The organism is Streptomyces sp. NBC_00236, assembly GCF_036195045.1.
Classification (GTDB): Bacteria; Actinomycetota; Actinomycetes; order Streptomycetales; family Streptomycetaceae; genus Streptomyces.
Map to the genome: position 1 here is coordinate 4,180,308 of NZ_CP108100.1, position 24,131 is coordinate 4,204,438.

At 69.5% G+C, this 24,131-nt stretch carries 18 protein-coding genes and 1 tRNA gene; 12 read left to right on the forward strand and 7 right to left on the reverse strand.

The genetic code is table 11. The features are described 5' to 3' along the window. Window positions 1-235 precede the first annotated feature (235 nt). The 5 genes from hisC to OG446_RS18815 all read left to right on the forward strand — a co-directional run bounded on the left by hisC (window position 236) and on the right by OG446_RS18815 (window position 9,579). On the forward strand, window positions 236-1,315 hold the full coding sequence (hisC, locus tag OG446_RS18795; RefSeq protein ID WP_328895136.1) for a histidinol-phosphate transaminase: 1,080 nt from the start codon (window positions 236-238) through the stop codon (window positions 1,313-1,315). A 271-nt stretch (window positions 1,316-1,586) separates the two neighbouring features. Then, window positions 1,587-3,095, forward strand: coding sequence for a cytochrome ubiquinol oxidase subunit I (locus OG446_RS18800; RefSeq protein ID WP_148019612.1), 1,509 nt, complete (start codon window positions 1,587-1,589; stop codon window positions 3,093-3,095). A gap of 19 nt (window positions 3,096-3,114) precedes the next feature. Next, the gene (gene cydB / locus OG446_RS18805; RefSeq protein ID WP_328895137.1) at window positions 3,115-4,116 is read left to right on the forward strand and encodes a cytochrome d ubiquinol oxidase subunit II; all 1,002 of its coding nucleotides are present in this window, start codon (window positions 3,115-3,117) and stop codon (window positions 4,114-4,116) included. A 45-nt stretch (window positions 4,117-4,161) separates the two neighbouring features. Next, on the forward strand, window positions 4,162-7,710 hold the full coding sequence (gene cydD / locus OG446_RS18810; RefSeq protein ID WP_328895138.1) for a thiol reductant ABC exporter subunit CydD: 3,549 nt from the start codon (window positions 4,162-4,164) through the stop codon (window positions 7,708-7,710). A gap of 63 nt (window positions 7,711-7,773) precedes the next feature. After that, on the forward strand, window positions 7,774-9,579 hold the full coding sequence (locus tag OG446_RS18815) for a sensor histidine kinase (protein ID WP_328895139.1): 1,806 nt from the start codon (window positions 7,774-7,776) through the stop codon (window positions 9,577-9,579). Between the two features lie 213 nt (window positions 9,580-9,792). Here the strand turns inward: OG446_RS18815 and OG446_RS18820 are convergent, their stop codons facing one another. After that, window positions 9,793-10,659 carry an HAD hydrolase family protein gene (locus OG446_RS18820; protein ID WP_328895140.1) on the reverse strand — a complete coding sequence of 289 codons (867 nt, stop codon included), beginning with the start codon at window positions 10,657-10,659 and terminating at the stop codon, window positions 9,793-9,795. Window positions 10,660-10,868: 209 nt separating this feature from the next. On the opposite strand from OG446_RS18820, the gene OG446_RS18825 reads away from it, so the two are divergent. After that, window positions 10,869-11,831 carry an LLM class flavin-dependent oxidoreductase gene (locus tag OG446_RS18825; RefSeq protein WP_328895141.1) on the forward strand — a complete coding sequence of 321 codons (963 nt, stop codon included), beginning with the start codon at window positions 10,869-10,871 and terminating at the stop codon, window positions 11,829-11,831. Window positions 11,832-11,886: 55 nt separating this feature from the next. On the opposite strand, the gene OG446_RS18830 is transcribed toward OG446_RS18825, so the two are convergent. From OG446_RS18830 to OG446_RS18845, 4 genes are all read right to left on the reverse strand, one after another. Then, complete coding sequence (locus tag OG446_RS18830) at window positions 11,887-12,429, reverse strand: RNA 2'-phosphotransferase (protein WP_328895142.1); 543 nt, start codon at window positions 12,427-12,429, stop codon at window positions 11,887-11,889. Between the two features lie 149 nt (window positions 12,430-12,578). Further along, window positions 12,579-13,550, reverse strand: coding sequence for a MerR family transcriptional regulator (locus tag OG446_RS18835; protein ID WP_328895143.1), 972 nt, complete (start codon window positions 13,548-13,550; stop codon window positions 12,579-12,581). Beyond that, on the reverse strand, window positions 13,547-15,328 hold the full coding sequence (locus tag OG446_RS18840; protein WP_328895144.1) for an SDR family oxidoreductase: 1,782 nt from the start codon (window positions 15,326-15,328) through the stop codon (window positions 13,547-13,549). Before OG446_RS18840 ends, OG446_RS18835 begins: the two co-directional genes overlap by 4 nt. Further along, window positions 15,325-16,176, reverse strand: coding sequence for a M24 family metallopeptidase (locus OG446_RS18845; protein WP_328895145.1), 852 nt, complete (start codon window positions 16,174-16,176; stop codon window positions 15,325-15,327). The genes OG446_RS18840 and OG446_RS18845 overlap by 4 nt, the downstream gene beginning before the upstream one ends. 299 nt (window positions 16,177-16,475) lie before the next feature. Here OG446_RS18845 and OG446_RS18850 point away from each other — a divergent pair, with 299 nt between their 5' ends. The 6 genes from OG446_RS18850 (at window position 16,476) to OG446_RS18875 (ending at window position 21,401) form a co-directional block, all read left to right on the forward strand. Next, window positions 16,476-17,510: an ABC transporter ATP-binding protein gene (locus tag OG446_RS18850; protein WP_328895146.1), complete on the forward strand. Its 1,035-nt coding sequence runs from the start codon at window positions 16,476-16,478 to the stop codon at window positions 17,508-17,510. Beyond that, window positions 17,500-18,408, forward strand: a complete 909-nt coding sequence (locus tag OG446_RS18855) for an ABC transporter permease (RefSeq protein ID WP_326659885.1) — start codon at window positions 17,500-17,502, stop codon at window positions 18,406-18,408. Before OG446_RS18850 ends, OG446_RS18855 begins: the two co-directional genes overlap by 11 nt. Then, the gene (locus tag OG446_RS18860) at window positions 18,405-19,316 is read left to right on the forward strand and encodes an ABC transporter ATP-binding protein (protein ID WP_326659883.1); all 912 of its coding nucleotides are present in this window, start codon (window positions 18,405-18,407) and stop codon (window positions 19,314-19,316) included. The genes OG446_RS18855 and OG446_RS18860 overlap by 4 nt, the downstream gene beginning before the upstream one ends. A 28-nt stretch (window positions 19,317-19,344) precedes the next feature. Further along, on the forward strand, window positions 19,345-20,064 hold the full coding sequence (locus OG446_RS18865) for an ABC transporter permease (RefSeq protein WP_328895147.1): 720 nt from the start codon (window positions 19,345-19,347) through the stop codon (window positions 20,062-20,064). Between the two features lie 281 nt (window positions 20,065-20,345). Further along, window positions 20,346-21,041, forward strand: coding sequence for a hypothetical protein (locus tag OG446_RS18870; protein ID WP_328895148.1), 696 nt, complete (start codon window positions 20,346-20,348; stop codon window positions 21,039-21,041). Window positions 21,042-21,315: 274 nt separating this feature from the next. Further along, window positions 21,316-21,401: transfer RNA gene (locus OG446_RS18875), tRNA-Ser, on the forward strand. 26 nt (window positions 21,402-21,427) lie between these two features. Here OG446_RS18875 and OG446_RS18880 read toward each other — a convergent pair. Together OG446_RS18880 and serS are read right to left on the reverse strand one after the other, a co-directional pair. Further along, window positions 21,428-22,225, reverse strand: coding sequence for an HAD family hydrolase (locus OG446_RS18880; RefSeq protein ID WP_328895149.1), 798 nt, complete (start codon window positions 22,223-22,225; stop codon window positions 21,428-21,430). After that, window positions 22,222-23,511, reverse strand: coding sequence for a serine--tRNA ligase (gene serS, locus OG446_RS18885; protein WP_328895150.1), 1,290 nt, complete (start codon window positions 23,509-23,511; stop codon window positions 22,222-22,224). Before serS ends, OG446_RS18880 begins: the two co-directional genes overlap by 4 nt. Between the last annotated feature and the right edge of the window lie 620 nt (window positions 23,512-24,131).

The following is a 24,131-nucleotide window of genomic DNA, read 5'->3' on the forward strand; positions in this document are numbered from 1 at the left end:
GTCACGCGTCGGGCCGGATGGGCCTGGCGATAGGTGGAGGTCTCGAAGAGGTCTCAACTCACCTCTTCGGGGGATGCGCGCCACGGCGTGAGCCACCGGCGCGCGCCACGGTGCGGAGCGCTCCCCCTCATTCCGGGGCTCATCCGGCGAATCCACGGCCGCCCATTCGCAGTGGCGCCCAATCCTCATAAGGTGAGCAGTATTGATGTGTACGGACGGTCGAGGAGGACCTGCGGTGAGCGAGACGAGCCCCAAGCTGCGTGCCGAACTGGATGGCGTTCCCGCATACGTGCCGGGCAAGCCGGCCGCGGCGGGCGGACCGGTCGCGTTCAAGTTGTCCTCCAACGAGAACCCGTATCCGCCGCTGCCCGGGGTGATGGAGTCCGCGCTGGCCGCGGCCGCGAACTTCAACCGGTACCCGGACATGGCCTGCACCGCTCTGATGAACGAGCTGTCGGACCGTTTCGGTGTGCCGCTCTCGCACCTGGCCACCGGAACGGGTTCGGTCGGCGTGGCCCAGCAGCTGCTCCAGGCCACTTCGGGTCCGGGCGACGAGGTCATCTACGCCTGGCGTTCCTTCGAGGCGTACCCGATCATCACCCAGGTCAGCGGCGCCACGTCGGTGAAGGTTCCGCTGACCGACGGTGAGGTGCACGATCTGGACGCGATGGCGGACGCGATCACCGACCGGACCCGGATGATCTTCGTCTGCAACCCGAACAACCCGACCGGCACCGTGGTGCGCCGGGCGGAGCTGGAGCGGTTCCTGGACCGGGTGCCGGGCGATGTGCTCGTGGTGCTCGACGAGGCGTACAAGGAGTTCATCCGCGACCCCGAGGTTCCCGACGGCATCGAGATCTACCGCGACCGGCCCAATGTGGCGGTGCTGCGGACCTTCTCCAAGGCCTACGGCCTGGCGGGACTGCGGGTCGGCTTCGCCGTGGCCCATGAGCCGGTGGCGGCCGCGCTGCGCAAGACGGCGGTGCCCTTCGGCGTCAGCCAGCTCGCCCAGGACGCGGCGGTGGCCTCGCTCCGGGCCGAGGACGAACTCCTGGGCCGGGTGGGTTCCCTGGTGTGCGAGCGCCAGCGGGTGCACGAGGCACTGGTGCGGCAGGGGTGGACGGTGCCCGAGTCCCAGGCGAACTTCGTCTGGCTGCGCCTGGGGGACCGTACCGCCGACTTCGCCGCGGTCTGCGAAAAGGCCGGTGTGGTGGTCAGGCCGTTCGCGGGCGAGGGCGTGCGGGTCTCCATCGGCGAGGACGAGGCCAACGACCTGTTCCTGAAGGTCACGGAGTCGTACCGCAAGGAGCTGTAGCCCTCCCGGACTCCGGTCGGCGGCCCCGTATCTCGTTCGCGAGGTGCGGGGCCTTTCGCATGGGCGGACGAGGGCCCGGGGATGTCTGCTTCGGGGGGAATGATCGCTACGTCCCGGAGGGGTACCCCGGTCGCACCCCCCGGATGCCTGTGCGCCATAATTGCTTGTGAATGTGAACGCGTTCACAAGCGTGTCCTGCTTCCTCCCGTGATCAGTCGGATTTAAAGGACAAACTGCCGACGTATCGGCGGCGACGTAAGGAGAAGACGACGTGGAGCTGGCTCTGGCGCCGGAGACCCTGGCGCGATGGCAGTTCGGAACGACGACCGTCTACCACTTCCTGTTCGTTCCACTGACGATCTCTCTCGCCGCGCTCACTGCCGGCCTGCAGACCGCCTGGGTGCGGACCAACAAGGAGAAGTACCTCAGGGCCACCAAGTTCTGGGGCAAGCTCTTCCTGATCAACATCGCGATGGGTGTCGTCACGGGCATCGTCCAGGAGTTCCAGTTCGGAATGAACTGGTCCGACTACTCACGGTTCGTCGGTGACATCTTCGGCGCCCCGCTCGCGTTCGAGGCGCTGATCGCGTTCTTCTTCGAGTCCACGTTCATCGGTCTGTGGATCTTCGGCTGGGACAAGCTGCCCAAGAAGATCCACCTCGCCTGCATCTGGATGGTGTCGATCGGCACCATCCTCTCCGCGTACTTCATCCTGGCCGCCAACTCCTGGATGCAGCACCCGGTCGGCTACCGCATCAACAAGGAACGCGGACGCGCCGAGCTCACCGACTTCTGGCACGTGCTCACGCAGAACACCGCGCTCGCCCAGTTCTTCCACACCATCACGGCGGCCTTCCTGGTCGGCGGCGCGTTCATGGTCGGCATCGCCGCCTTCCACCTCGCGCGCAAGAAGCACATCCCGGTGATGCGGACCTCGCTGCGGCTGGGCCTGATCACCATCGTGATCTCGGGGCTGCTCACCGCCGTCAGCGGAGACCAGCTCGGCAAGGTGATGTTCAAGCAGCAGCCGATGAAGATGGCCGCGGCCGAGGCGCTGTGGGACGGGCAGAACTCCGCACCCTTCTCGATCTTCGCGTACGGAGACGTCAGCAAGGGCCACAACTCCGTCGAGATCTCGATCCCCGGGATACTGTCCTTCCTCGCCGACGACGACTTCAACTCGTACGTCCCCGGCATCAACGACATCAACAAGGCCGAGCAGGAGCGGTTCGGTCCCGGCGACTACCGGCCCAACATCCCCGTCGCCTTCTGGAGCTTCCGGTGGATGATCGGCTTCGGCATGGCGTCCTTCGGTCTCGGGATCCTCGGCCTGTGGCTGACCCGGAAGAAGTTCATGCTGCCGCCGGGGATGCGCACCGGCGAGGACGAGGTGCCGCATCTGGTCCTGTTCAAGAACAAGGCGCTCAGCCCGAAGCTCGCCAAGTGCTACTGGATCGTCGCGCTCTGGACCCTTCTCTTCCCGCTGATCGCCAACTCCTGGGGCTGGATCTTCACCGAGATGGGGCGTCAGCCCTGGGTCGTCTACGGCGTCCTGCAGACCCGTGACGCGGTCTCCCCCGGCGTCTCGCAGGGCGAGGTGCTCACCTCGATGATCTTGTTCACGGTGCTGTACGCCGTGCTCGCCGTGATCGAGGTCAAGCTGCTCGTGAAGTACATCAAGGCCGGGCCGCCGGAGCTGACCGACGCCGACCTCAACCCGCCCACCAGGATCGGCGGCGACCACGACGACGCCGACCGGCCCATGGCCTTCTCCTACTGAGAGCACAGGGAGCCGAGAGATGGAACTCCACGACGTCTGGTTCGTGCTCATCGCCGTTCTCTGGACCGGCTACTTCTTCCTGGAGGGATTCGACTTCGGGATCGGTGTCCTGACCAAGCTGCTGGCGCGGGACCGTAAGGAACGACGGGTCCTGATCAATACGATCGGGCCCGTGTGGGACGGCAACGAGGTCTGGCTGCTCAGCGCCGGCGGAGCGACCTTCGCCGCGTTTCCCGAGTGGTACGCCACCCTGTTCTCCGGTTTCTACCTGCCGTTGCTGATCATCCTGCTCTGCCTGATCGTGCGGGGAGTGGCCTTCGAGTACCGGGCGAAGCGGCCCGAGGCGAAGTGGCAGACCAACTGGGAACACGCGATCTTCTGGACCTCGCTGATCCCGGCCCTGCTCTGGGGCGTCGCCTTCGGCAACATCGTCCGCGGCGTGAAGATCGACGCGGACATGGAGTACGTGGGCAACTTCTGGGATCTGCTCAACCCGTACGCGATCCTCGGCGGGCTGGTCACCCTCTTCCTCTTCACCTTCCACGGAGCGGTGTTCGCCGGACTCAAGACGGTCGGGGACATCCGGGCCCGGGCGCGCAGGCTGGCACTGAAGCTGGGGGCGGCCACCGCCGTTCTCGCTCTCGGGTTCCTGATCTGGACCCAGGCCGACAACGGGGACGGCTGGAGCCTGATCGCGATGCTCGTCGCCGTGGTGGCCCTGGTCGCGGCGATCGGGGCCATCGCGGCCGGGCGTGAGGGCTGGTCCTTCGCCTTCTCCGGGGTGACCATCGCGGCTGCGGTCAGCATGTTGTTCCTGACGCTCTTCCCGAACGTCATGCCGTCCTCGCTGAACGACGCCTGGAGCCTCACGGTCACCAATGCCTCGTCCAGTCCGTACACGCTGAAGATCATGACCTGGTGTGCGGGGATCGCCACCCCTGTCGTTCTGCTCTATCAGGGCTGGACGTACTGGGTGTTCCGCAAGCGGATCGGTACGCAGCACATCGCCGACGCGCACTGAAGCAGTGAGTGCCTTGACCGAGCCGAGCTCCATGGGGTGTTTCACGTGAAACCGATCGATCCGCGTCTGCTCCGCCACGCCCGTGCCACCCGCCTGTTCCTGGCAGCAGTCGTGGCACTCGGAGTGGCCGGAGCGGCGCTGGTCATCGCCCAGGCCACGCTCGTCGCCGAAGTGGTGGTGGGCGGCTTCGAGGACGGGCTCTCGGGCGGGGACCTGCGCACTCCGCTCCTGCTGCTGGCCGCGGTCGCACTCGGCCGGGCCCTGGTCGCGTGGCTCACCGAACTGGCCGCCTACCGGGCCGGCGCGGCCGTCAAGTCCGAGCTGCGCGGACGCCTTCTCGCCCGGGCGGCAGAGCTGGGGCCGGACTGGCTGAGCGGGCAGCGCACCGGCTCACTGGTGGCTCTCGCCACGCGGGGGATCGACGCGCTCGACGACTACTTCGCGCGCTACCTCCCGCAGCTCGGACTCGCGGTGGTGGTGCCGGTGGCCGTGCTGGCCAGAGTCGTCACCGAGGACTGGGTCTCGGCCGCGATCATCGTCGTCACGCTGCCGCTCATCCCGCTCTTCATGATTCTGATCGGCTGGGCCACCCAGTCGCGGATGGACCGGCAGTGGCGCCTGCTCTCCCGGCTTTCGGGGCACTTCCTCGACGTGGTCGCGGGACTGCCGACGCTGAAGGTCTTCGGCCGGGCCAAGGCCCAGGCCGAATCCATCCGCACCATCACCTCGCAGTACCGGCAGGCCACGCTGAAGACCCTGCGGATCGCGTTCCTGTCGTCCTTCGCCCTGGAACTCCTGGCGACGCTTTCGGTGGCGCTCGTCGCGGTCACCATCGGCATGCGGCTCGTGCACGGGGAGCTCGACCTCTACACCGGTCTGGTCGTGCTGATCCTCGCCCCCGAGGCCTACCTGCCGATCCGGCAGGTAGGCGCGCAGTACCACGCGGCGGCCGAGGGGCTCTCGGCCGCGGAGGAGATCTTCGCCGTCCTGGAGACCGAGCCGCGCACAAGCGGTACGCAGGATGTTCCCGGCTCGCTGCGGCTGGAAGTGGAGGAAGTGACCGTCCGGCACGCCGGGCGCCCTGAACCCTCGCTCGCCGCGGCCTCGCTGGTGGTGGACGAGGGGGAGACCGTCGCGCTGGTCGGTCCGAGCGGCGTCGGCAAGTCCACCCTCCTGAACGTGGTGCTGGGATTCGTGACACCCGACGAGGGCCGGGTGCGGGTCGGCGGGACCGATCTGGCGGCTCTCTCCCCCGAGCGCTGGCGCGAGCGGATCGCCTGGGTGCCGCAGCGCCCGCACCTCTTCGCGGGCAGCATCGCGGAGAACGTCCGGCTGGCCCGGCCCGGGGCGGACGACAGCGCGGTGACGGCCGCGCTGCGCGAGGCCGGGGCGTACGACTTCGTGGCCGCGCTGCCGGACGGTGCCGGCACGCTCCTCGGCGAGGACGGCGCGGGTCTCTCCGCCGGACAGCGCCAGCGGCTCGCACTCGCCCGTGCGTTCCTCGCTGACCGGCCGGTCCTGCTGCTCGACGAACCGACCGCGAGCCTGGACGGCGAGACGGAGGCGGGCATCGTCGAGGCGGTACGACGGCTGGCGGTGGGCCGGACCGTGCTGCTGGTCGTCCACCGGCCGGCGCTTCTGTCCGTGGCAGACCGGGTGGTCGCCCTGTCACCTCCCGGAGTGGCCGCGCAGGCGCCCGGTGCGGCGGCTGAGCGGGCGGGGGAACAGACAGCCGCTGTGGTGCCGGGACAGGTGGAGGCCCGGGAAGCGGGCGTCGCGACCGATACGCCGAAGGAATCCAGCACGCTGCGGGACACGACGGCGTGGACCGGGCATGTGCTCGCCCGGGTGAGGGAGGCCGCCGGCGCACAGCGCGGCCGGCTGCTGCTGGCTCTGTTGCTGGGAAGCCTCGCACTGGGCTCGGCCGTCGGCCTCATGGCCGTCTCCGGCTGGCTGATCTCCCGTGCCTCCGAACAGCCCCCGGTGCTCTATCTCATGGTGGCGGTGACGGCGACCCGGGCGTTCGGGATCGGTCGGGCGGTCTTCCGCTACGCCGAGCGCCTCGTCTCGCACGACGCTGTGCTCCGGATGCTCGCGGAGCTTCGTGTGAGCGTCTACCGGAGCCTGGAGCGCATCGCGCCCGCGGGCCTGCGCCGGACCCGGCGGGGAGACCTGCTCTCGCGGCTCGTCGCCGATGTGGACGCCCTCCAGGACTACTGGCTGCGATGGCTGCTGCCTGCCTGCACCGCGGTCGTCGTGGGCGCGGGTGCCGTCGGTTTCACCGCGTGGCTGCTGCCCGAGGCAGGCGCCGTACTGGCTGCCGGACTGCTGCTGGCCGGGGTCGGGGTTCCGCTCGTCAGCGGAGCCTGTGCCCGGCACGCGGAGCGCCGCCTGGCGCCCGCGCGGGCGGACCTGGCCACCGGGATCACCGATATGCTCGGCGGAACCGCCGAACTGACCGTCGCCGGCGCGCTTCCGGCCCGCCTGGCCCGGACCCGGGAGGCCGACGGAGTGCTGACCCGGATCGCCGCCAGGGCGGCTAAGGCCACCGCGCTCGGCGGCGGTCTCGGCGCCCTGGTCGCCGGCCTCACCGTGGTCGCCGCCGCCCTCGTCGCCCTTCCCGCAGTGGCCGACGGCCGGCTGGCCGGGGTGGAACTCGCCGTCGTCGTCCTCACCCCGCTGGCCGCCTTCGAAGCCGTGACCGGTCTGCCGCTCGCCGTGCAGTACCGGCAGCGGGTCAAGCGGAGTGCGGAGCGGGTGTTCGAGGTGCTGGACGCCCCGGTGCCGGTACGGGAACCCGCCGTCCCCGCCGAGGCTCCCGCGTCACCGTTCCCGCTGGAGGTACGGGGCCTGTCGGCCCGTTACGCGGGAGCCGGGCACGATGCGCTGGACTCCTTCGACCTCACGTTGGAGGCGGGCCGGCGCATCGCGGTCGTGGGCCGGTCCGGTTCCGGGAAGACCACGCTGGCCCAGGTCCTGCTCCGCTTCCTGGACGCGCGGACGGGCACGTACCGGATCGGCGGGGTGGACGCGTCCGCGCTGGACGGGGACACGGTCCGGCGGTTCGTCGGCCTCTGTGCGCAGGACGCCCACGTCTTCGACAGTTCCATCCGGGAGAACCTGCGGCTGGCCCGCCCCGGCGCGACGGACGCGGAACTGCGCGACGCCCTCGGCCGGGCCAGGCTGCTCGACTGGGCACTGGCGCTGCCGGACGGTCTGGACACGCTCGTCGGTGAGCACGGAGCCCGCCTCTCCGGCGGTCAGCGCCAGCGTCTCGCCCTGGCCCGGGCGCTGCTCGCGGACTTCCCCGTGCTGGTCCTGGACGAGCCGGCCGAGCACCTCGACCTGCCGACGGCCGATGCACTGACCGCGGACCTGCTGGCGGCGACTCAGGGGCGTACGACCGTACTGATCACCCACCGGCTCGAAGGGCTGGACGCCGTGGACGAGGTGGTGGTCCTGGAGGAGGGCTCAGTCGTACAGCGTGGCCCGTACAACGGCCTCGCAGCGGTGGACGGGCCGCTGAGCCGGATGCTGAAGCGCGAGCAGGAGACGACGGCCGGTCCCGGCGAGCCGGTGGGTGCGGGTGTCTGAGACGTATGGATCGGCTCCATCTCTCGACTTTCCCCCTCAAAAAGGACTAACTACGCTCTGGGTATGTCAGAGCAGGACCCGAGCCACCCGGAGCATGCGCATCATTCCGATCAACCGTTGGAGCCCCTGCAGCCGTCCAGGCCGCCGAAGGCACCGAAGCCCCTGAATCCACAGGATTCACTGGACTCGCTCGACGCGGCGACGGAGGCGACCCGCAGCCTGCAGGGTCTGTCGACCGAACTCACCGCTCGCGTTCCACGGCTGCTGGAAGCCATGAGGTCGGTGGGTACGGGCCTGGAACTCCACTCCACGCTCGACCGGATCTGCGAGACGGCTGCCGAGCTGGCGCACGCCCACTATGCCGCCATCGGTGTCGTGGACGAGGAGGGCAAAGGGCTGTCCGACTTCGTCACGTACGGAGTCTCCGAGAGTGTGGAGCGCGCCATCGGGCGCCGGCCGGACGGACAGCGGGGACTGCTCGGCGCCCTCATCCACGAACCGCACCCCCTGCGGCTGGCCGACCTGACGTCCGACCCGAGGTTCGCCGGCTTCCCGCCGGGCCACCCGCCGATGCGCACGTTCCTCGGCGTCCCGATCCGGGTCCAGGGCGAGATCTTCGGCAACCTGTATCTGGCGGAGAAGGCCGACGGCGGCGAGTTCAACGACTACGACCTGCACATGGTCCGTGTGCTGGCCACCGAGGCAGGCATCGCCATCGGTAACGCACGGCTGTACGAGGCGGCCAGGCAGCGCGAGCGCTGGATCGACGGGTCGGTGGCCGTGACCACCGCTCTGCTGTCCGGCGGAGACGCCGACGACGCGCTCTCCGTCGTGGCCGAACAGGCCCGCCATCTCGCCGGATCCGCGGCAGGCATCGTGCTGTTGCCGGCCGAGGACGGGGGCCTGGAGATCGTCGCCGTCTCCGCGGACGACCCGTCCGCCTCGCTCGGGGTGATCATTCCCGCGCACAGTCCGGTGGTGGCGAGACTGTTGAACGGGGAGGCGGTCTTCGTCGCCGACTCGGCCACCGACTCCCGCATGATCACCAGGCTGGCGGACCGTTTCGGCCCGAGCATGATGCTCCCGCTGCACAGCGGGGGCCGGGTGCTCGGCGCGCTCGCCACACCACGTGCCAGGGGCGGGCGGCCGTTCACGGAGACGGAGCGGACCCTCGCCACCCAGTTCGCCTCGCAGGCGGCCCTGGCGCTCATGATGGCCGAGGCGCAGCGTGACCGGGAGCGGCTCGCGGTCTACGAGGACCGCGACCGCATCGCCCGGGACCTGCACGACCTGGTCATCCAGCGGCTGTTCGCCACCGGGATGATGCTGGAGAGCGCACAGCGCCGGTCGGACGTGCCGGAGGTGCAGACCGGGGTCGGCAGGGCGGTCGACGAACTCGACGTGACCATTCAGGAGATCCGTACCGCGATCTTCGCGCTCCAGCAGGAGCCGGCGGAGGCGCCCTCCGGGCTGCGTACCCGTGTGCTGCGCGAGATCAACATGGCCGCCGTCCCGCTGGGCTTCAAACCGTCCCACCGCTTCCTCGGTGCGGTCGACTCCCTGGTCGGTGAGCTGACCGGCAAGAACCTGATCGCTGCGCTCCGGGAGGCGCTGTCCAACGCCTTCCGGCATGCCGATGCGGCGCGGATCGATGTGGTCGTCGACGCGACCGTGACGCTGCCCGACGGACGGGACGCGGTCCGGCTCTCGGTCGCCGACGACGGGGTGGGCATCCCGGCGGGCGGCCGGCGCAGCGGGCTGCGGAACCTGGCCCGCCGGGCGGAATCACTCGGCGGGGCCAGTTGGTTCGGACCGGGGATCGGGGAGGACGGCGCGGGTACGACGGTGGTGTGGCAGGCGCCTCTCTGATGGGCAGGCACCTCTCCGATCCCCCGGTGGGCACCGCAGCGGGTGCGGTCCGCGCTCTCTGCGCTGCGCGCGGGGACGGGCTGGGTCCGCGCTCTCTGCGCTGCGCGCGGGGACGGGCTGGGTCCGCGCTCTCTGCGCTGCGCGCGGGGACGGGCAGGGGCCGCCCTCCCTGCGCTCCACGCGCTCCACGCGGAGACGGGCTGGGTCCGCCCCTCAGCGCTCCACGCGAAGACGGGCGCGTTCGGCGATGATCCGCTCGATGACCACCGCGACACCGTCCTCGTTGTTGGTGACCGTACGGCCGGAGGCCGCGGCCAGAGCGGCCGGGTGCGCGTTGCCCATCGCGTACGAGGTGCCCGCCCAGCTCAGCATCTCCACGTCGTTCGGCATGTCGCCGAAGGCGACGACCTCGGCGGCGGAGATGCCGCGCTCGGCACAGCACAGCTCCAGCGTGCTGGCCTTGGAGACACCGGGGCCGCTGATCTCCAGGAGCGCCGTGGGGCTGGACCGGGTGAACGATGCCCGGTCGCCGGCGATGCTGCGCGCCAGGGCGAGGAATGCGTCCGGGGTCATTTCGCCGTGGTGGGCCAGGACCTTCAGCACCGGGGCACCGGCGCCCGGCGTCTCCTCGTGGAGCAGCTTCTCGGCCACGGCCACCGTCGCGCCCGGGTCGAGGTGGAAGGGCGGGTAGGCCGGTTCGTAGTGGATACCGGTGGCCAGCTCGACGGCGAACGACGTGCCGGGGGCGGCCGCGCGCAGCAGGTGCACGACATCGAGGGCGATCGGCCGCTCCAGTCCCCGCACCTTCAGCAGCCTGCCGCCGGCGTGCAGGTCGGCGACTGCGGCTCCGTTGGCGCAGATGGCCAGACCGTGGCCGTGCACGTGATCGCTGACGACGTCCATCCAGCGGGCGGGACGTCCGGTGACGAAGAAGACCTCGATGCCGGCCTCCTCGGCAGCGGCGAGTGCCGCGACCGTGCGGTCCGAGACGGTCTTGTCGTCGCGCAGGAGGGTGCCGTCCAGGTCGGTGGCGATCAGCCGGGGAGCGGCAGGAACGGGCGGTTCGGTAGCTGAGGTCACCGGTCCATTCTCGCGTACGAGGGTGCACGGGCGTGCGCAGGGGCGCACATTTGAGTGCGCACGCCGCTGAGCAGGGGAACATTCCTCTGGCATATGTCTGCGGATTTCCGGCGTTCTCTGCGGATCCCGCATGCCGGTGTCCCCGTGCCGTCCCGCACGGAAGCCTGCGGGAAAGGTGGGGCCGGGCGGCCCACCGTAAACTCTGGGCCATGAGCACCCCCCTGCGCCTGAGCACCGTCATCCTGCCCGTCCGCCGCTGGCACGAGGGCGGCCGGACGCAGTGGGAGCGCGCCGAGGAGCTGGGTCTGCACGCCGCGTACACCTACGACCACCTGGCCTGGCGGGCTTTCCGCGACCGGCCGTGGTTCGGCGCCCTTCCCACCCTGACAGCGGCAGCCTGTGCCACCTCGCGGCTGCGGCTGGGAACGCTCGTGACCTCACCGAACTTCCGGCATCCGGTGACCCTGGCCAAGGAGCTCATCTCGCTCGACGACATCTCGGGTGGCCGGGTGACGCTGGGCATCGGGGCCGGTGGCAACGGCTTCGACGCGACGACGCTCCTGCGGGGCGACGAATCGCCGTGGACCCCGCGCGAGCGGGCGGACCGGTTCGGTGAGTTCGTGGCGCTGCTGGACGGACTGCTCCGCGAGCCGGCCGGGCTGACGCGTGAGGGAGCGTTCTACTCGGCCACCGAGGCCCGGAACATCCCGGGCTGCGCGCAACTCCCGCGGCTGCCGTTGGCCGTCGCCGCGACGGGACCGCGCGGGCTCGCGCTGGCCGCGCGGTACGGACAGGCGTGGGTGACCACGGGTGATCCGAAGATGTACGAGGCGGGCAGTGCGGCGGAGTCGGTCGATGCCGTCCGGGGCCAGGTCGCCAGGCTGGGTAAGGCCTGTGCCGAGGGCGGCCGGGACGTGGACGAGCTCGACAAGATCCTCCTCACCGGCTTCACGCCGGAGTTCAACCCGGATCTCGTCGGCGGCCGGGTCGGACCTTTCGCTTCCGTGGACGCGTTCGTGGACTTCGCGGGCAGGTACGCGGAGCTCGGTTTCACCGAGATCGTGATCCACGCACCGGTGCCGGACGGCAGCCCGGAGTTCCCCGCTGTGGTGGCGGACGAGAAGCTCTTCGAGCGGATCGTGACGCAGGGGCTGGACCAGCTCGCGGGGTAGCGGGCGGTACCGGGTCAGCGCCCGAACGGGCGCGGTGGCCGGGGCGAGCGCCCCGTCAGCCGGGCAGGCGCAGGAATTCCGGGGGTACGGCGGCGCTGAGCCAGACCCCGTTGGCGCTGACGTAGAAGACGTGTCCGGCCCGGTGCATGGCACCCGCGTCCACGGACAGGACGACAGGACGGCCGCGCCGTGCTCCGACGCGGGTCGCCGTCTCGCGGTCGGGCGAGAGGTGGACATGCGTGCGATTCATCGGACGCAGCCCCTCGCCGCGGATCGCGTCCAGGGACCGGGCGACCGTGCCGTGGTACAGGTACGCGGGCGGCTCGGCCGGCGGCAGGTCCAGGTCCACCTCGACGGTGTGGCCCTGGCTCGCCCGGATGCGGTCGCCCTCGATGGCGAAGCGCTGCTTGTCGTTGGACGCGACGACATGGTCGAGTTCGGCGCGGGTGAGCGGGAAGTGGTGGCGGGCAACGGCCCGTAGCAGCTCGTCGATCGCCACCCAGCCGTTGGCGTCCAGCGTGAGACCGATCCGTTCGGGCTGATGCCGGAGGTGTTTCGAGAGGTATTTGGACACCTTGACGGTGCGTCTGTCATCCATCCGGACAGCCTGCCTGCCGGGCCCTCTCCGGCGCATCCGGATTTGGCTCCCGAGTTCGCTCAGCAAATTTTCGCCCACAGGTTTGATCCACAGCCAACTCCAGTTATCCACAGGTAATTTGGCGATTCTGTGGACAACTCACTTACCAATTAGCCGCTTTGATCAACTATGGGTGAATTGGCCGAAGGTGGGGCTAGTGTGTCCAATATCCTTGTCTGTACCTCACGTTCGGCGGCTGCCGCGATGAAGGCTGCGGCCTTCTCCCGGCCAACCAGGCGTTCCACAGCGTTGATCGTCCCGGTGGGGAGCGCGACCGGTATCGGCGGCGGAGTGGTGGACGGCGAGGCGAAGGGGCCGACGGCGGAGAGATGCTGCTCCAGATGTCTGGTGGCGAACGTCCGCATGGCCCTGGCGAGTTCGGCGTCCACTGTCTGCTGTGCCAGCGGACGGAGGCGCCGCACCATCGAAGCCGCCGCGGACGCGTCCGCGTCGGACGGGGGCCGGTGGCCGAGATATCGGGCGAAGACGTGTTCCGTCGTGAACTCCAGGAAACGGGACGCTATCTGCTCGACCTGCCCGCGAAGCTCCCGCAGATGACCGGAGATTGCGCTCAGCGGTACGCCGGCGGCGTACAACTCGACCGCCACCGCGAGCTCTTGCGGACTCGGGACAAGGAACTCGTCGTCGCGCCCCGGAATACGTTCGAGCACTCCGAGCCCCACGGCTTCGGCGACCGCCTCGTCGTCGGGGTGCCCGCCGAACCTCTCTGCCAGGTCCGCGCGGGTGATGCGGTCGGCCCGCTCGTCCGTCCACGGCCCGTGCACCTCGGCGACGAGCCCCAGCACGCCGCCCAGGCCGCGCCCCGTGTCCCAGGCCTCCAGCAACTCCTTGATGCTGGCCAGGGTGTAGCCCCGGTCCAGCAGGTCCGCGATCTGCCGGAGCCGGGCGAGATGGGTGTCCCGGTACACATTGGCCCGGCCGCGCCGTTCCGGGGTCGGCAGCAGCCCCCGGTCCTGATAGGCGCGGATGGTGCGGACCGTGGCGCCACTGGCGTGCGCGAGGTCCTCGATCCGGTACTCGGCGACTGTCCGGCCGGCCGCCGGCGGCCCGGCGGCACTCACAGCGGAGGCTTCAGCCGGGCGACCGCGCGCAGCGCTCCCGGGCTGAGCCGGGACAGGAACCGGGCGGCATGCGACTCGGGCGTCACCGGGACGACGGCCTGGTTGCGGACGACCGCCCTGAGAATCGCGTCGGCGACCTTCTCCGGCGGATAGTTGCGCATCCCGTACAGCTTGCCCGTCCGCTTCCGCAGCCGCTGTTCCTCGGCCGCGTCCGCTCCGGCGAAGCGGGTGGTGGCGGTGATGTTCGTGTTCACGATCCCGGGGCAGATGGCGCTGACCCCGATCGACTTCTCCGCGAGTTCGGCACGCAGACACTCGCTGAGCATCAGCACGGCGGCCTTCGACGTGCTGTACGCGGGCAGCGCACGGGACGGCTGATACGCGGCGGCGGAAGCCGTGTTGACGATGTGGCCGCCCTGCCCGCGGTCGGCCATCTGCTTGCCGAAGAGCCGGCAGCCATGGATGACGCCCCAGAGGTTCACGTCGAGTACGCGCCGCCACTCCTCGGCGCTCGTCTCCAGGAACGAACCCGAGACCCCGATACCGGCGTTGTTGACCAGGACATCGACGATGCCGTACTCGGCGGCAACCTTCTCGGCGAGCTTCTCCATGGCCTGTTCGTCGCTGACGTCGACGGTTTCGGCCCAGGCGGCCGGGGCGCCGATCAGCCGGGCCAGTTCCGCGGTCCGGGCGGCTCCCTCCTCGTCCCGGTCCACGGCCACCACGCGTGCGCCGGCCTCGGCGAACGCGAAGGCCGTGGCCCGCCCGATCCCGGCGGCCGCACCCGTCACCAGGACCAGCTGCCCGCCGAACCGCTCCGCGTAGGCACCCTTGGGCGCGGTGTCCTGCACCGGCACACCGCCTTGCGCGGCTGCCTCGTTGGCAGCGGCGAACTCGCCGATCCAGGAAGCCAGCTGGTCCGGCCTGGTACGCGGCACCCAGTGCTTGGCCGGCAGCGAGCGTCGCGTCAACTGCGGTACCCATGCGTCGAGTCCGTCGTAGAGCTGTTCCGAGAGGAATATGTCGCCGGTCGGGGTGATCAGCTGGACCGGTACGTGCGCGAAGGCGTCGGCGCGCGGCCGGCGCAGCCGGGAACGGACGTTGTCCCGGTAGAGCCAGGCCCCACGGGCCGCATCGTCGGGCAGGGACGGCGTCGGGTAGTCGCCCGGAGGCACCTTCTCCAGCCGTTCCAGGATGCGCGGCCACCGTTTGCCGAGCGGTCCGCGCCAGGCGAGCTCGGGCAGCACGGGAGTGTGCAGCATGTACACGTACCAGGACTTGGCGCCCTGCCCGAGCAGCTGGCCGACCCGGCGCGGGGTGGGACGGGCCATCCGCTGCTTGATCCAGTGCCCGAAGTGATCCAGCGACGGGCCGGACATCGAGGTGAAGGAGGCGATCCGCCCCTCGGTGCGGCTGACCGTGGCGAACTCCCAGGCCTGCACCGAACCCCAGTCGTGCCCGACCACGTGAACCGGCCGGTCCGGACTCACCGCGTCGGCGACGGCCAGGAAGTCGTCGGTCAGCTTCTCCAGCGTGAACCCGCCGCGCAGCGGCACCGGAGCCGTCGACCTGCCGTGCCCCCGCACGTCGTACAGCACGACATGCCACTGCTCGGCGAGCTGCCGGGCGACCTGCGTCCAGACCTCCTTGCTGTCCGGATAGCCGTGCACCAGCACGATCGTGGGCCGGGCCGCGTCACCGAGCTCCACGACACACAGCTCGATACCTCCCGTGGCCACCCGGCGCTCGCGCGCCCCCGGCAGATCTCGCAGACTCACGCCGCCACCCTCTCCTCGGCCCAGCGCCGCACATGCGGCAGATCATCGTCCAGCCAGAAGGCACTCTGCTCGGGATCGCGTGAGTCGGTGACGACCAGGATCTCCTCGAACTTCGCACCCGTACCCCGGAATCCGAGGTGCGGCTCGACCGCCCACAGCCCCGGTTGCGGAGGATGGTCGGAGAAGCGGTACGGACTCCAGAGCGGCGACCAGCCGTCCCGGTGTCCGTGCACCGCATCGCTCAGCAGCCCCTTGAGCGACTGCGTCCCGAACCCGAACACATGGGGCGACCAACGCCGTTCGGCGACCCGGTCGACCTTGTGGGCGATGACCCCGAACGGGTAGGCGCGGTGCCGGTTGGCGTACCCCTGTCTGATCATGAGGCGTTCGACGTCCTCGTAGATCTCGCGCAGTGGACGCCGCTCCCGCACCTCGCTCAGGATCAGCCCGCGGTGCGCCTCGAGATCGGCCAGCAGCCGGTCGTGGAGAGGGTGGAGACCGAGGCAGCCGGAGTACCCGATGTCTGCCGTGAACCCCTTGTGGACCGGGGCCATGTCGAGGATGAACGGCATCCCCGGCTCCAGCCGCCGGTCGGTCGGGAAGAACTGCAGCGGCACCCTGAACCCGGCGAACGCCGTACGGTCCCCGAACCAGGCGAACGGGAGATGGAACCAGTCGCGCACCCCGCGCTCACGCAGCCACTCGCGCTGCATACGGGCCGCCTCGCGCTCCGTCACCCCCGGTCTCAGGCGGGCTGCGACCGCTTCCGCGCAGTCGTACGCGAGACGTTGCACTTCCCTGAACCCCTGCAGTTCCGGGGCCCGTTCGTCCTTGACGCGCGAGGCCATGCCACCGTCCGTTCCCTGCCGTGTGCGGTACGTGTCCGTAACGTGACACTGATGAATGTGACAATGTCCGGCGGCTACGTCAAGGGGTGCGCCCGGCCTGTGGACAACTCCGCAGCCGGCCGCTCCGGACACGACGCAGCTGCCCGCCCCGGACGCGACGCCGGGTGGCGCTCCCCGTCCCTGTGGCGGCCGGTCCTCCTCCGAGGGGTCCCCCTACGGGTCCGTACATCTGGAGTCTGACGGGAATCCAGCCGTCAGGTCTGACGACCGGTGTGGCCCGCGCCACTAACGTCGACGACGTGACTGTCATTGCGACCGAAGGCCTGAGCAAGCGGTTCCCCAGGGTGACCGCGCTTGACCGGCTCTCGTTGGACATCGGCCCCGGTGTGACCGGGCTGGTGGGCGCCAACGGAGCCGGCAAGTCCACGTTGATCAAGATCCTGCTGGGTCTGTCCCCCGCGACCGAGGGCCGGGCCGCAGTGCTCGGGCTCGACGTGTCGACCAGCGGCGCCGCCATCCGGGAACGGGTCGGCTACATGCCCGAACACGACTGTCTGCCGCCCGACATCTCGGCCACCGAGTTCGTCGTCCACATGGCGCGGATGTCCGGACTCCCGCCGACCGCGGCCCGTGAACGCACCGCGGACACGCTGCGGCACGTCGGCCTGTACGAGGAGCGCTACCGCCCCATCGGCGGCTACTCGACCGGCATGAAGCAGCGGGTGAAACTGGCCCAGGCGCTGGTCCACGACCCGCAGCTGGTCCTCCTCGACGAGCCGACCAACGGGCTGGACCCGGTGGGCCGCGACGAGATGCTCGGCCTGATCCGGCGGATCCACACGGACTTCGGCATCTCGGTCCTCGTCACCTCGCACCTCCTGGGCGAACTGGAGCGCACCTGCGACCACGTCGTCGTCATCGACGGCGGAGCACTGCTGCGCTCCAGCTCCACCAGCGACTTCACCCAGACCACCACGACACTCGCGGTCGAGGTCACCGACAGCGACACCCACCCCGATGGGACCGACGCACTGCGCGAGGTCCTCACCGGTGCGGGGATCAAGCTGGTGGGGCTCAACGGGCTCGACGCCGAGGGGCTGCCGGGAGCGGGCCACATCCTGCTGATCGAGGCGTCCGGCGAGGAGACGTACGACCTCGTTCGCGACAGCGTCGCCGGTCTCGGTCTCGGCCTCGTCCGGATGGAACAGCGCCGCCATCACATCTCCGAGGTCTTCCGTACCGAAGAGGCACCGGCAGCACACCCCGAGGCGCGGACCGCGCCCGTGTCCGCCGGGGCCGTACAGCAGAAGGGGAGCGGTCGCGATGAGCACTGAGACCGGCGCCGCGACCGGGAGCGAGACCTCCCGGATCCACAACATCGGCTACCGCGCCTACGACGGCCCGCGCCTCGGCCGCGCCTACGCCCGCCGGTCGCTCTACTCGCAGTCCCTGCGCGGTTCCTTCGGGCTCGGTCGTTCGACCAAGTCCAAGGTGCTGCCCATGCTGCTGTTCGGCGTGATGTGCCTGGTCGCGGCGGTTCTCGTGGCAGTCGCGGTCGCGACTCCCAACACGACGCAGCTGCCGATCAAGTACACCCGGTTCGCGATCTATCTGCAGGCGGTCATCGGCCTGTTCATCGCCGCGCAGGCACCGCAGTCGGTCTCCAGGGATCTCCGGTTCAAGAGCATCCCGCTCTACTTCTCCCGGCCGATCGAGCGGGGCGACTACGTCCTCGCGAAGTTCGCCGCCATGGCATCGGCGCTCTTCGTCCTCACCGCGGCGCCGCTCGTCATCCTGTACGCGGGCGCTCTGCTGGGGAAGTTCGACTTCGCCGACCAGACCAAGTGGTTCGCTCAGGGGATGGTGTCGGTGGCGCTGCTGTCCGTGCTCTTCGCAGGTCTCGGCCTGGTGATGGCCGCACTCACGCCGCGGCGCGGATTCGGTGTCGCAGCGGTGATCGCCGTGCTGACGATCACGTACGGCGCGGTCAGCACGATCCAGGGCATCGCCTGGGACACGGGGTCCACCGGCGCCGTGCCCTGGCTGGGGCTCTTCTCCCCGATCACGCTCATCGACGGTGTGCAGACCGCGTTCCTCGGAGCGGACTCCGCCTTCCCCGGAGGGGAAGGCCCGGGGGCCGGGGCCGGTGTGGTCTATCTGATCGTTGTTCTCGCGCTCGTCGCCGGCTCGTACGCCGTACTGATGCGCCGCTACCGGAGGGTCGGCCTGTGACCACCATCGAGATCGACCACACCTCCCGCTGGTTCGGCAATGTGGTCGCCGTCAACGACGTGAGCATGACCGTGGGCCCCGGGGTCACCGGTCTGCTGGGGCCCAATGGCGCCGGCAAGTCCACGCTGATCAACATGATGGCCGGGTTCCTCGCCCCGTCGACGGGCACGGTCACGCTCGACGGCTCGCCGATCTGGCGCAACGAGGCCGTCTACCGGCAGATCGGCATCGTGCCGGAGCGGGAGGGGATGTACGACTTCCTGACCGGCCGGGAGTTCGTCGTGGCCAACGCCGAACTGCAGGGCCTCGGCGATGCCGAGGCGGCTGCCGCGCTGGCCACGGTCCAGATGGAGTACGCGCAGGACCGGAAGATCTCCACGTACAGCAAGGGCATGCGCCAGCGCGTGAAGATGGCGTCCGCGCTGGTCCACAATCCGTCCGTGCTGCTGCTGGACGAGCCGTTCAACGGAATGGACCCGCGCCAGCGGATGCAGCTGATGGAACTGCTGCGACGGATGGGGGCCGAGGGGCGCACGGTTCTCTTCTCCTCCCACATCCTCGAAGAGGTCGAGCAGCTCGCTTCGCACATCGAGGTGATCGTGGCGGGGCGGCACGCCGCGTCCGGTGACTTCCGCAGGATCCGCCGGCTGATGACGGACCGGCCGCACCGCTATCTCGTACGGTCCAGTGACGACCGTGCCCTCGCGGCCGCGCTCATCGCCGACCCGTCGACGGCCGGCATCGAGGTCGACCTCGGCGAGAACGCGCTGCGCATCCAGGCCGTCGACTTCGCACGCTTCACCACGCTGCTGCCGAAGGTGGCACGTGATCAGGGCATTCGGCTGCTGACCGTTTCGCCGTCCGACGAGTCCCTCGAATCGGTCTTTTCCTATCTCGTAGCGGCCTGAGTAGTGGCCTGAAAGGAGCTGTGACGTCATGTACGACCCCACAGTCGCCCGGCTCACCTACCGGGCCCTGCTCGGCCGGCGCCGGGCCGCCATCCTCTTCGTCCTGCCGGCGCTCCTGATCGTCATCGCGGTGGCGGTACGCATGTTCGCCGGGGCGGACGACCAGGTGGCCTCGGACGTGCTCGGTGGATTCGCCATCGCCACCATGGTGCCGCTGATCGGTGTGATCGCCGGTACGGGAGCCATCGGGCCGGAGATCGACGACGGATCGATCGTCTATCTGCTGGCCAAGCCGGTGAAGCGGCCGAGGATCATCTTGACCAAGCTGGTCGTGGCGATCGCGGTGACGATGGTGTTCTCGGCGGTGCCGACCCTGATCGCCGGTCTGATCCTCAACGGGAACGGCCAGCAGATCGCGGTGGCGTACACGATCGCCGCGCTGGTCGCCTCGATCGCCTACAGCGCGCTGTTCCTGCTGCTGGGCACGGTCAGCCGGCACGCGGTGGTGCTCGGTCTCGTCTACGCGCTCGTGTGGGAGGCCCTCTTCGGCAGCCTCGTACCCGGCGCCCGCACGCTCAGCGTGCAGCAGTGGTCACTGGCTCTGGCGGAGAAGGTGGGCGGGGGCGGCGCGATCACCTCCGATGTCGGCCTCCCGGTCGCGACGGTGCTGCTGCTGGCGGTCACCGTGGTGGCGACCTGGTACGCCGGTCAGAAGCTGCGGACGCTGAAGCTCGCCGGCGAGGAGTGAGCACAGGCGGCTTGCGATGGCGACAATCCCCGTCCGATGGACGGGGGTTGTCGCATATCGGACAGTCATACGCGTAACTGTACGGATATCGGCTCGTTGTCCACTCTGCGTGGAGGCAACTGGAATCTGTGGCGTCGAGCGTTCGTGAATCCGGATAGCCGATACGGCGGGAAGCACCGTCGGTCGGTCCATGAGTGAGTGGCAACCGTGAGCGTCCTCCGCCCCTGAAGCCCGGGGAGAGGGCTGTCCGCCCGTTGCATCCGTGATCGGAAGGCACGCTCATGCCCACGGAAGTCGCCCTGCTCGAATCACGCGCGTTGCGCGTCGAACAGATGGGGCGCGTCGACGCCCTGGACAAGGTGAAGAGCCTTGTCATGCTCCCTGACGGAGTTCACGTTCGCACCGAGGACGTGGCCCGCTACTTCGAAGTATCCACAGGTGCTGTCAGAAGGCTGACCGATCGCCATCAGGACGAGCTCACGCAGAATGGGATGCGGGTGCTCCGTGGCTCTGAACTGCGGACATTCCATAGCGACATGGTGTCGCTATGGGGTGACGAGGGCGCCGGGAGTTATCCACAGGCGGCAACTCAGCTCCGCCTCCACACCCGCAGGACCGTCCTCAACGTCGCCATGCTTCTTCGCGACAGCGACATCGCCCGATGCGTCCGTACGTATCTTCTCGACGCCGAGCAGGACCTGCGCGCGGGATACGCCTCGCTCGAACACCGCGTCACCCGGGTCGAAAGCTGCCTGGCCGGAGTCGGCAGCGCCCTGCAGGAACTCGGGCCGGTCCTCAACCGGATGTCGCACCGCCTCGACAGCCTCGACCGCAGGATGGAGGTCACGCACCAGGTGGTCGGTGCCATGAGCGTGCGGCTGGGCGGAGTGTCCGAGGACATCGTGCGGCTGGACGGACGCATGGACGAGCTCGCGCGGAACCTGAAGGACCTGAGCCGCCGCAACAGGAACCGCTGACGAAGGGTCCTGCCGAAGTCCCGTTGCCCGGCGCCGCCGTAATCGGGTGGCGCCGGGCAACGGGGCCACGGCACAGTAGGTGAGACGGCACCCGCCGGGAACGGCACCACAGACCGGGAGAGGAGTGCGGCGATGACCGAGAGTCCGAGTCCGTCGAGCTCCCAGCAGGGCGTGCCCGAGCCGGCACCGGAGTAGTCAGCGACTGCTCCGCCGCGCCGCTCCGAGCAGCACGCCCGGGCGGCCGTCGCTGCGCACCGCGCGCGGCCGTCCTCCCGGAGGATTGGCCGAGTGGTAAGGCAGCGGCTTGCTAAGCCGTCGTCGGGGCCTGACCCCGCGCGCGTTCGATCCGCGCATCCTCCGCCTCGCAGAAGACCCGGCGCCGATGTCTAGAGCAACTGCTCCAGCACCACGGCAATGCCGTCGTCCTCGTTCGACGCGGTGACCTCCTGGGCCACGGCCTTCAGGTCCTCGTGCGCGTTGGCCATGGCCACACCGTGCCGTGCCCAGGCGAACATCGGGATGTCGTTCGGCATGTCACCGAAGGCGATCGTGTCCGCCGCCTTCACGCCCAGCCGACGCGCGGCCAGCGAGAGGCCGGTGGCCTTGCTGAGTCCCAGCGGAAGGATCTCCACCACGCCCGGACCCGCCATGACCACGTCCACCAGGTTGCCGACCGCGGCCCGCGCGGCCTTCGCCAGCGTGTCGTCGTCCAGCTCCGGATGCTGTATGTAGACCTTGTTCAGCGGGGCGGACCACATTTCGGCCGGGTCCTCGACCAGGACGGCCGGCAGCGGGCCTTCCTGTACGCGGTACCCGGGGCCGACGAGCACTTCCCCGTCGAGCCCGTCGCGGCTCGCGGCCAGTGCCAGCGGACCGACCTCGGCCTCCACCTTGGAGAGCGCGAGACCGGCCAGCTGCCGGTCCAGCGTCAGCGACGTCAGCAGCTTGTGCTCGCCCGCGTGGTAGACCTGCGCTCCCTGGCCGCAGACCGCGAGGCCCTCGTAGCCCAGGTCGTCCAGGATGTGCCGGGTCCACGGGACGGCGCGGCCGGTGACGATGATGTGCGCCGCACCGGCCGCGGTGACCGCGGCCAGTGCCTCGCGCGTGCGCCCGGAGACCGTGTCGTCGCCGCGCAGCAGCGTGCCGTCGAGGTCGGTCGCGACGAGCTTGTAGGGAAAGGTCACTTGGCGACCGGCTCCAGCAGCTCGCGCCCGCCCAGGTACGGACGGAGTACCTCGGGCACCCGTACCGAACCGTCGGGGAGCTGGTGGTTCTCCAGGATCGCCACGATGGTCCGCGGTACGGCGCAGAGCGTGCCGTTGAGCGTGGCCAGCGGCTTCAGGACCTTCTTGCCGTCGCGGTTGTCCCGCATCCGGACGGACAGCCGGCGCGCCTGGAAGCCGTCGCAGTTGGAGGCGGAGGTCAGCTCGCGGTACTTGCCCTGGGTCGGGATCCAGGCCTCGCAGTCGAACTTCCTGGAGGCCGAGGCGCCCAGGTCGCCGGTGGCGACGTCGATCACCTGGAAGGGCAGCCCGAGCGCGGTGAGCCACTGCTTCTCCCAGTCGAGGAGGCGCTGGTGCTCCGCCTCGGCGTCCGCCGGGTCGACGTACGAGAACATCTCGACCTTGTCGAACTGGTGGACCCGGAAGATGCCACGGGTGTCCTTGCCGTACGTACCCGCCTCACGGCGGAAGCACGGCGAGAAGCCCGCGTACCGCAGGGGCAGCTTGTCCGCTTCGATGATCTCGTCCATGTGGTACGCGGCGAGCGGTACCTCGGAGGTGCCGACCAGGTAGAAGTCGTCCTTCTCCAGGTGGTACACGTTCTCCGCGGCCTGGCCGAGGAAGCCGGTGCCCTCCATGGCGCGCGGACGGACCAGCGCCGGGGTGAGCATCGGGATGAAGCCGGCCTCGGTGGCCTGGGCGATCGCCGCGTTGACGAGGGCGAGTTCCAGGAGCGCGCCGACGCCCGTCAGGTAGTAGAAACGCGACCCGGACACCTTGGCGCCGCGCTCCATGTCGATCGCGCCGAGCGCCTCGCCGAGCTCCAGGTGGTCCTTGGGCTCGAAGCCCTCGGCGCCGAAGTCGCGGATGGTGCCGTGCGTCTCCAGGACGACGAAGTCCTCCTCGCCGCCGACCGGCACGTCCGTGTGGACGATGTTGCCGAGCCGCAGCAGCAGGCTCTTGGTCTCCTCGTCGGCCTCGTCCTGCGCCGCGTCGGCCGCCTTGACGTCTGCCTTGAGCTGCTCGGCCTTCTTCAGGAGTTCGGCACGTTCCTCGGGGGAGGCCTTGGGGATGAGCTTGCCGAGCGCTTTCTGCTCGGAACGGAGCTCGTCGAACCGGACCCCGGACGACCTGCGCCGTTCGTCGGCGGAGAGCAGGGCGTCGACGAGGGCGACGTCCTCTCCACGGGCGCGCTGGGAGGCGCGAACACGGTCGGGGTCCTCACGAAGCAGGCGAAGGTCAATCACCCCTCCAGGCTACCGGTGTCGGCTTCGGTAGTCCGAACCGATATTGCCAAGCGTGTCACTTTGCCCGAATTGCCGGTATTGGTAATGCTGGGGGCGGAATCCGCAGGGGGTGCGAGGTGGCGGGATCAAGGAAAGGACCCCTATTCCCCTAAATGGGGCAGAAGGGTTGTGCGCCTTGACGTATCAGCCTTGCGTGAGCGGGGAGTTGGGCGCCGCTTGTCCACAGGAATGCACGGTCGGTCAAAGTTATCCACAGGCTGTGAGGAAGCTCTGTGGACATGGAGGAGATCATTCCGAAAGCCGCACACCGGCTCGTGGATTCACGGTTCAAACCCACTTCAGACGCTCGTTCGGGTGGGAATTCCTCGCCCTAAAGAGTTGATCATTGGAATTGAGCTGACAACGCATGACCCGTCGACCTGTGGACCGATCTGAGTGAGGTGGGCAGATTTGTCGACCATGTCGCGTTGCGGTGTCGACTTGTCCCCAGGTCGAGGCGCGCACCTGTGGATAACTTTCCCGTCGGTGACTATCGGCTGATCGCACCGCTCATCCGGGCAACGCGACGACCGTAGGACGGACGGGGTGGCCGAAGGGTGGATGGGGTGGGAGACGGGCTG

Excerpts from the sequence above, each read along its gene's own strand:
- cydB (WP_328895137.1), top strand. The coding sequence starts at position 3,115 with ATGGAACTCCACGACGTCTGGTTCGTGCTCATCGCCGTTCTCTGGACC.
- OG446_RS18815 (WP_328895139.1), top strand. The coding sequence starts at position 7,774 with ATGTCAGAGCAGGACCCGAGCCACCCGGAGCATGCGCATCATTCCGAT.
- OG446_RS18825 (WP_328895141.1), top strand. The coding sequence starts at position 10,869 with ATGAGCACCCCCCTGCGCCTGAGCACCGTCATCCTGCCCGTCCGCCGC.
- OG446_RS18830 (WP_328895142.1), bottom strand. The coding sequence starts at position 12,429 with ATGGATGACAGACGCACCGTCAAGGTGTCCAAATACCTCTCGAAACAC.
- OG446_RS18845 (WP_328895145.1), bottom strand. The coding sequence starts at position 16,176 with ATGGCCTCGCGCGTCAAGGACGAACGGGCCCCGGAACTGCAGGGGTTC.
- OG446_RS18855 (WP_326659885.1), top strand. The coding sequence starts at position 17,500 with ATGAGCACTGAGACCGGCGCCGCGACCGGGAGCGAGACCTCCCGGATC.
- OG446_RS18865 (WP_328895147.1), top strand. The coding sequence starts at position 19,345 with ATGTACGACCCCACAGTCGCCCGGCTCACCTACCGGGCCCTGCTCGGC.
- OG446_RS18870 (WP_328895148.1), top strand. The coding sequence starts at position 20,346 with ATGCCCACGGAAGTCGCCCTGCTCGAATCACGCGCGTTGCGCGTCGAA.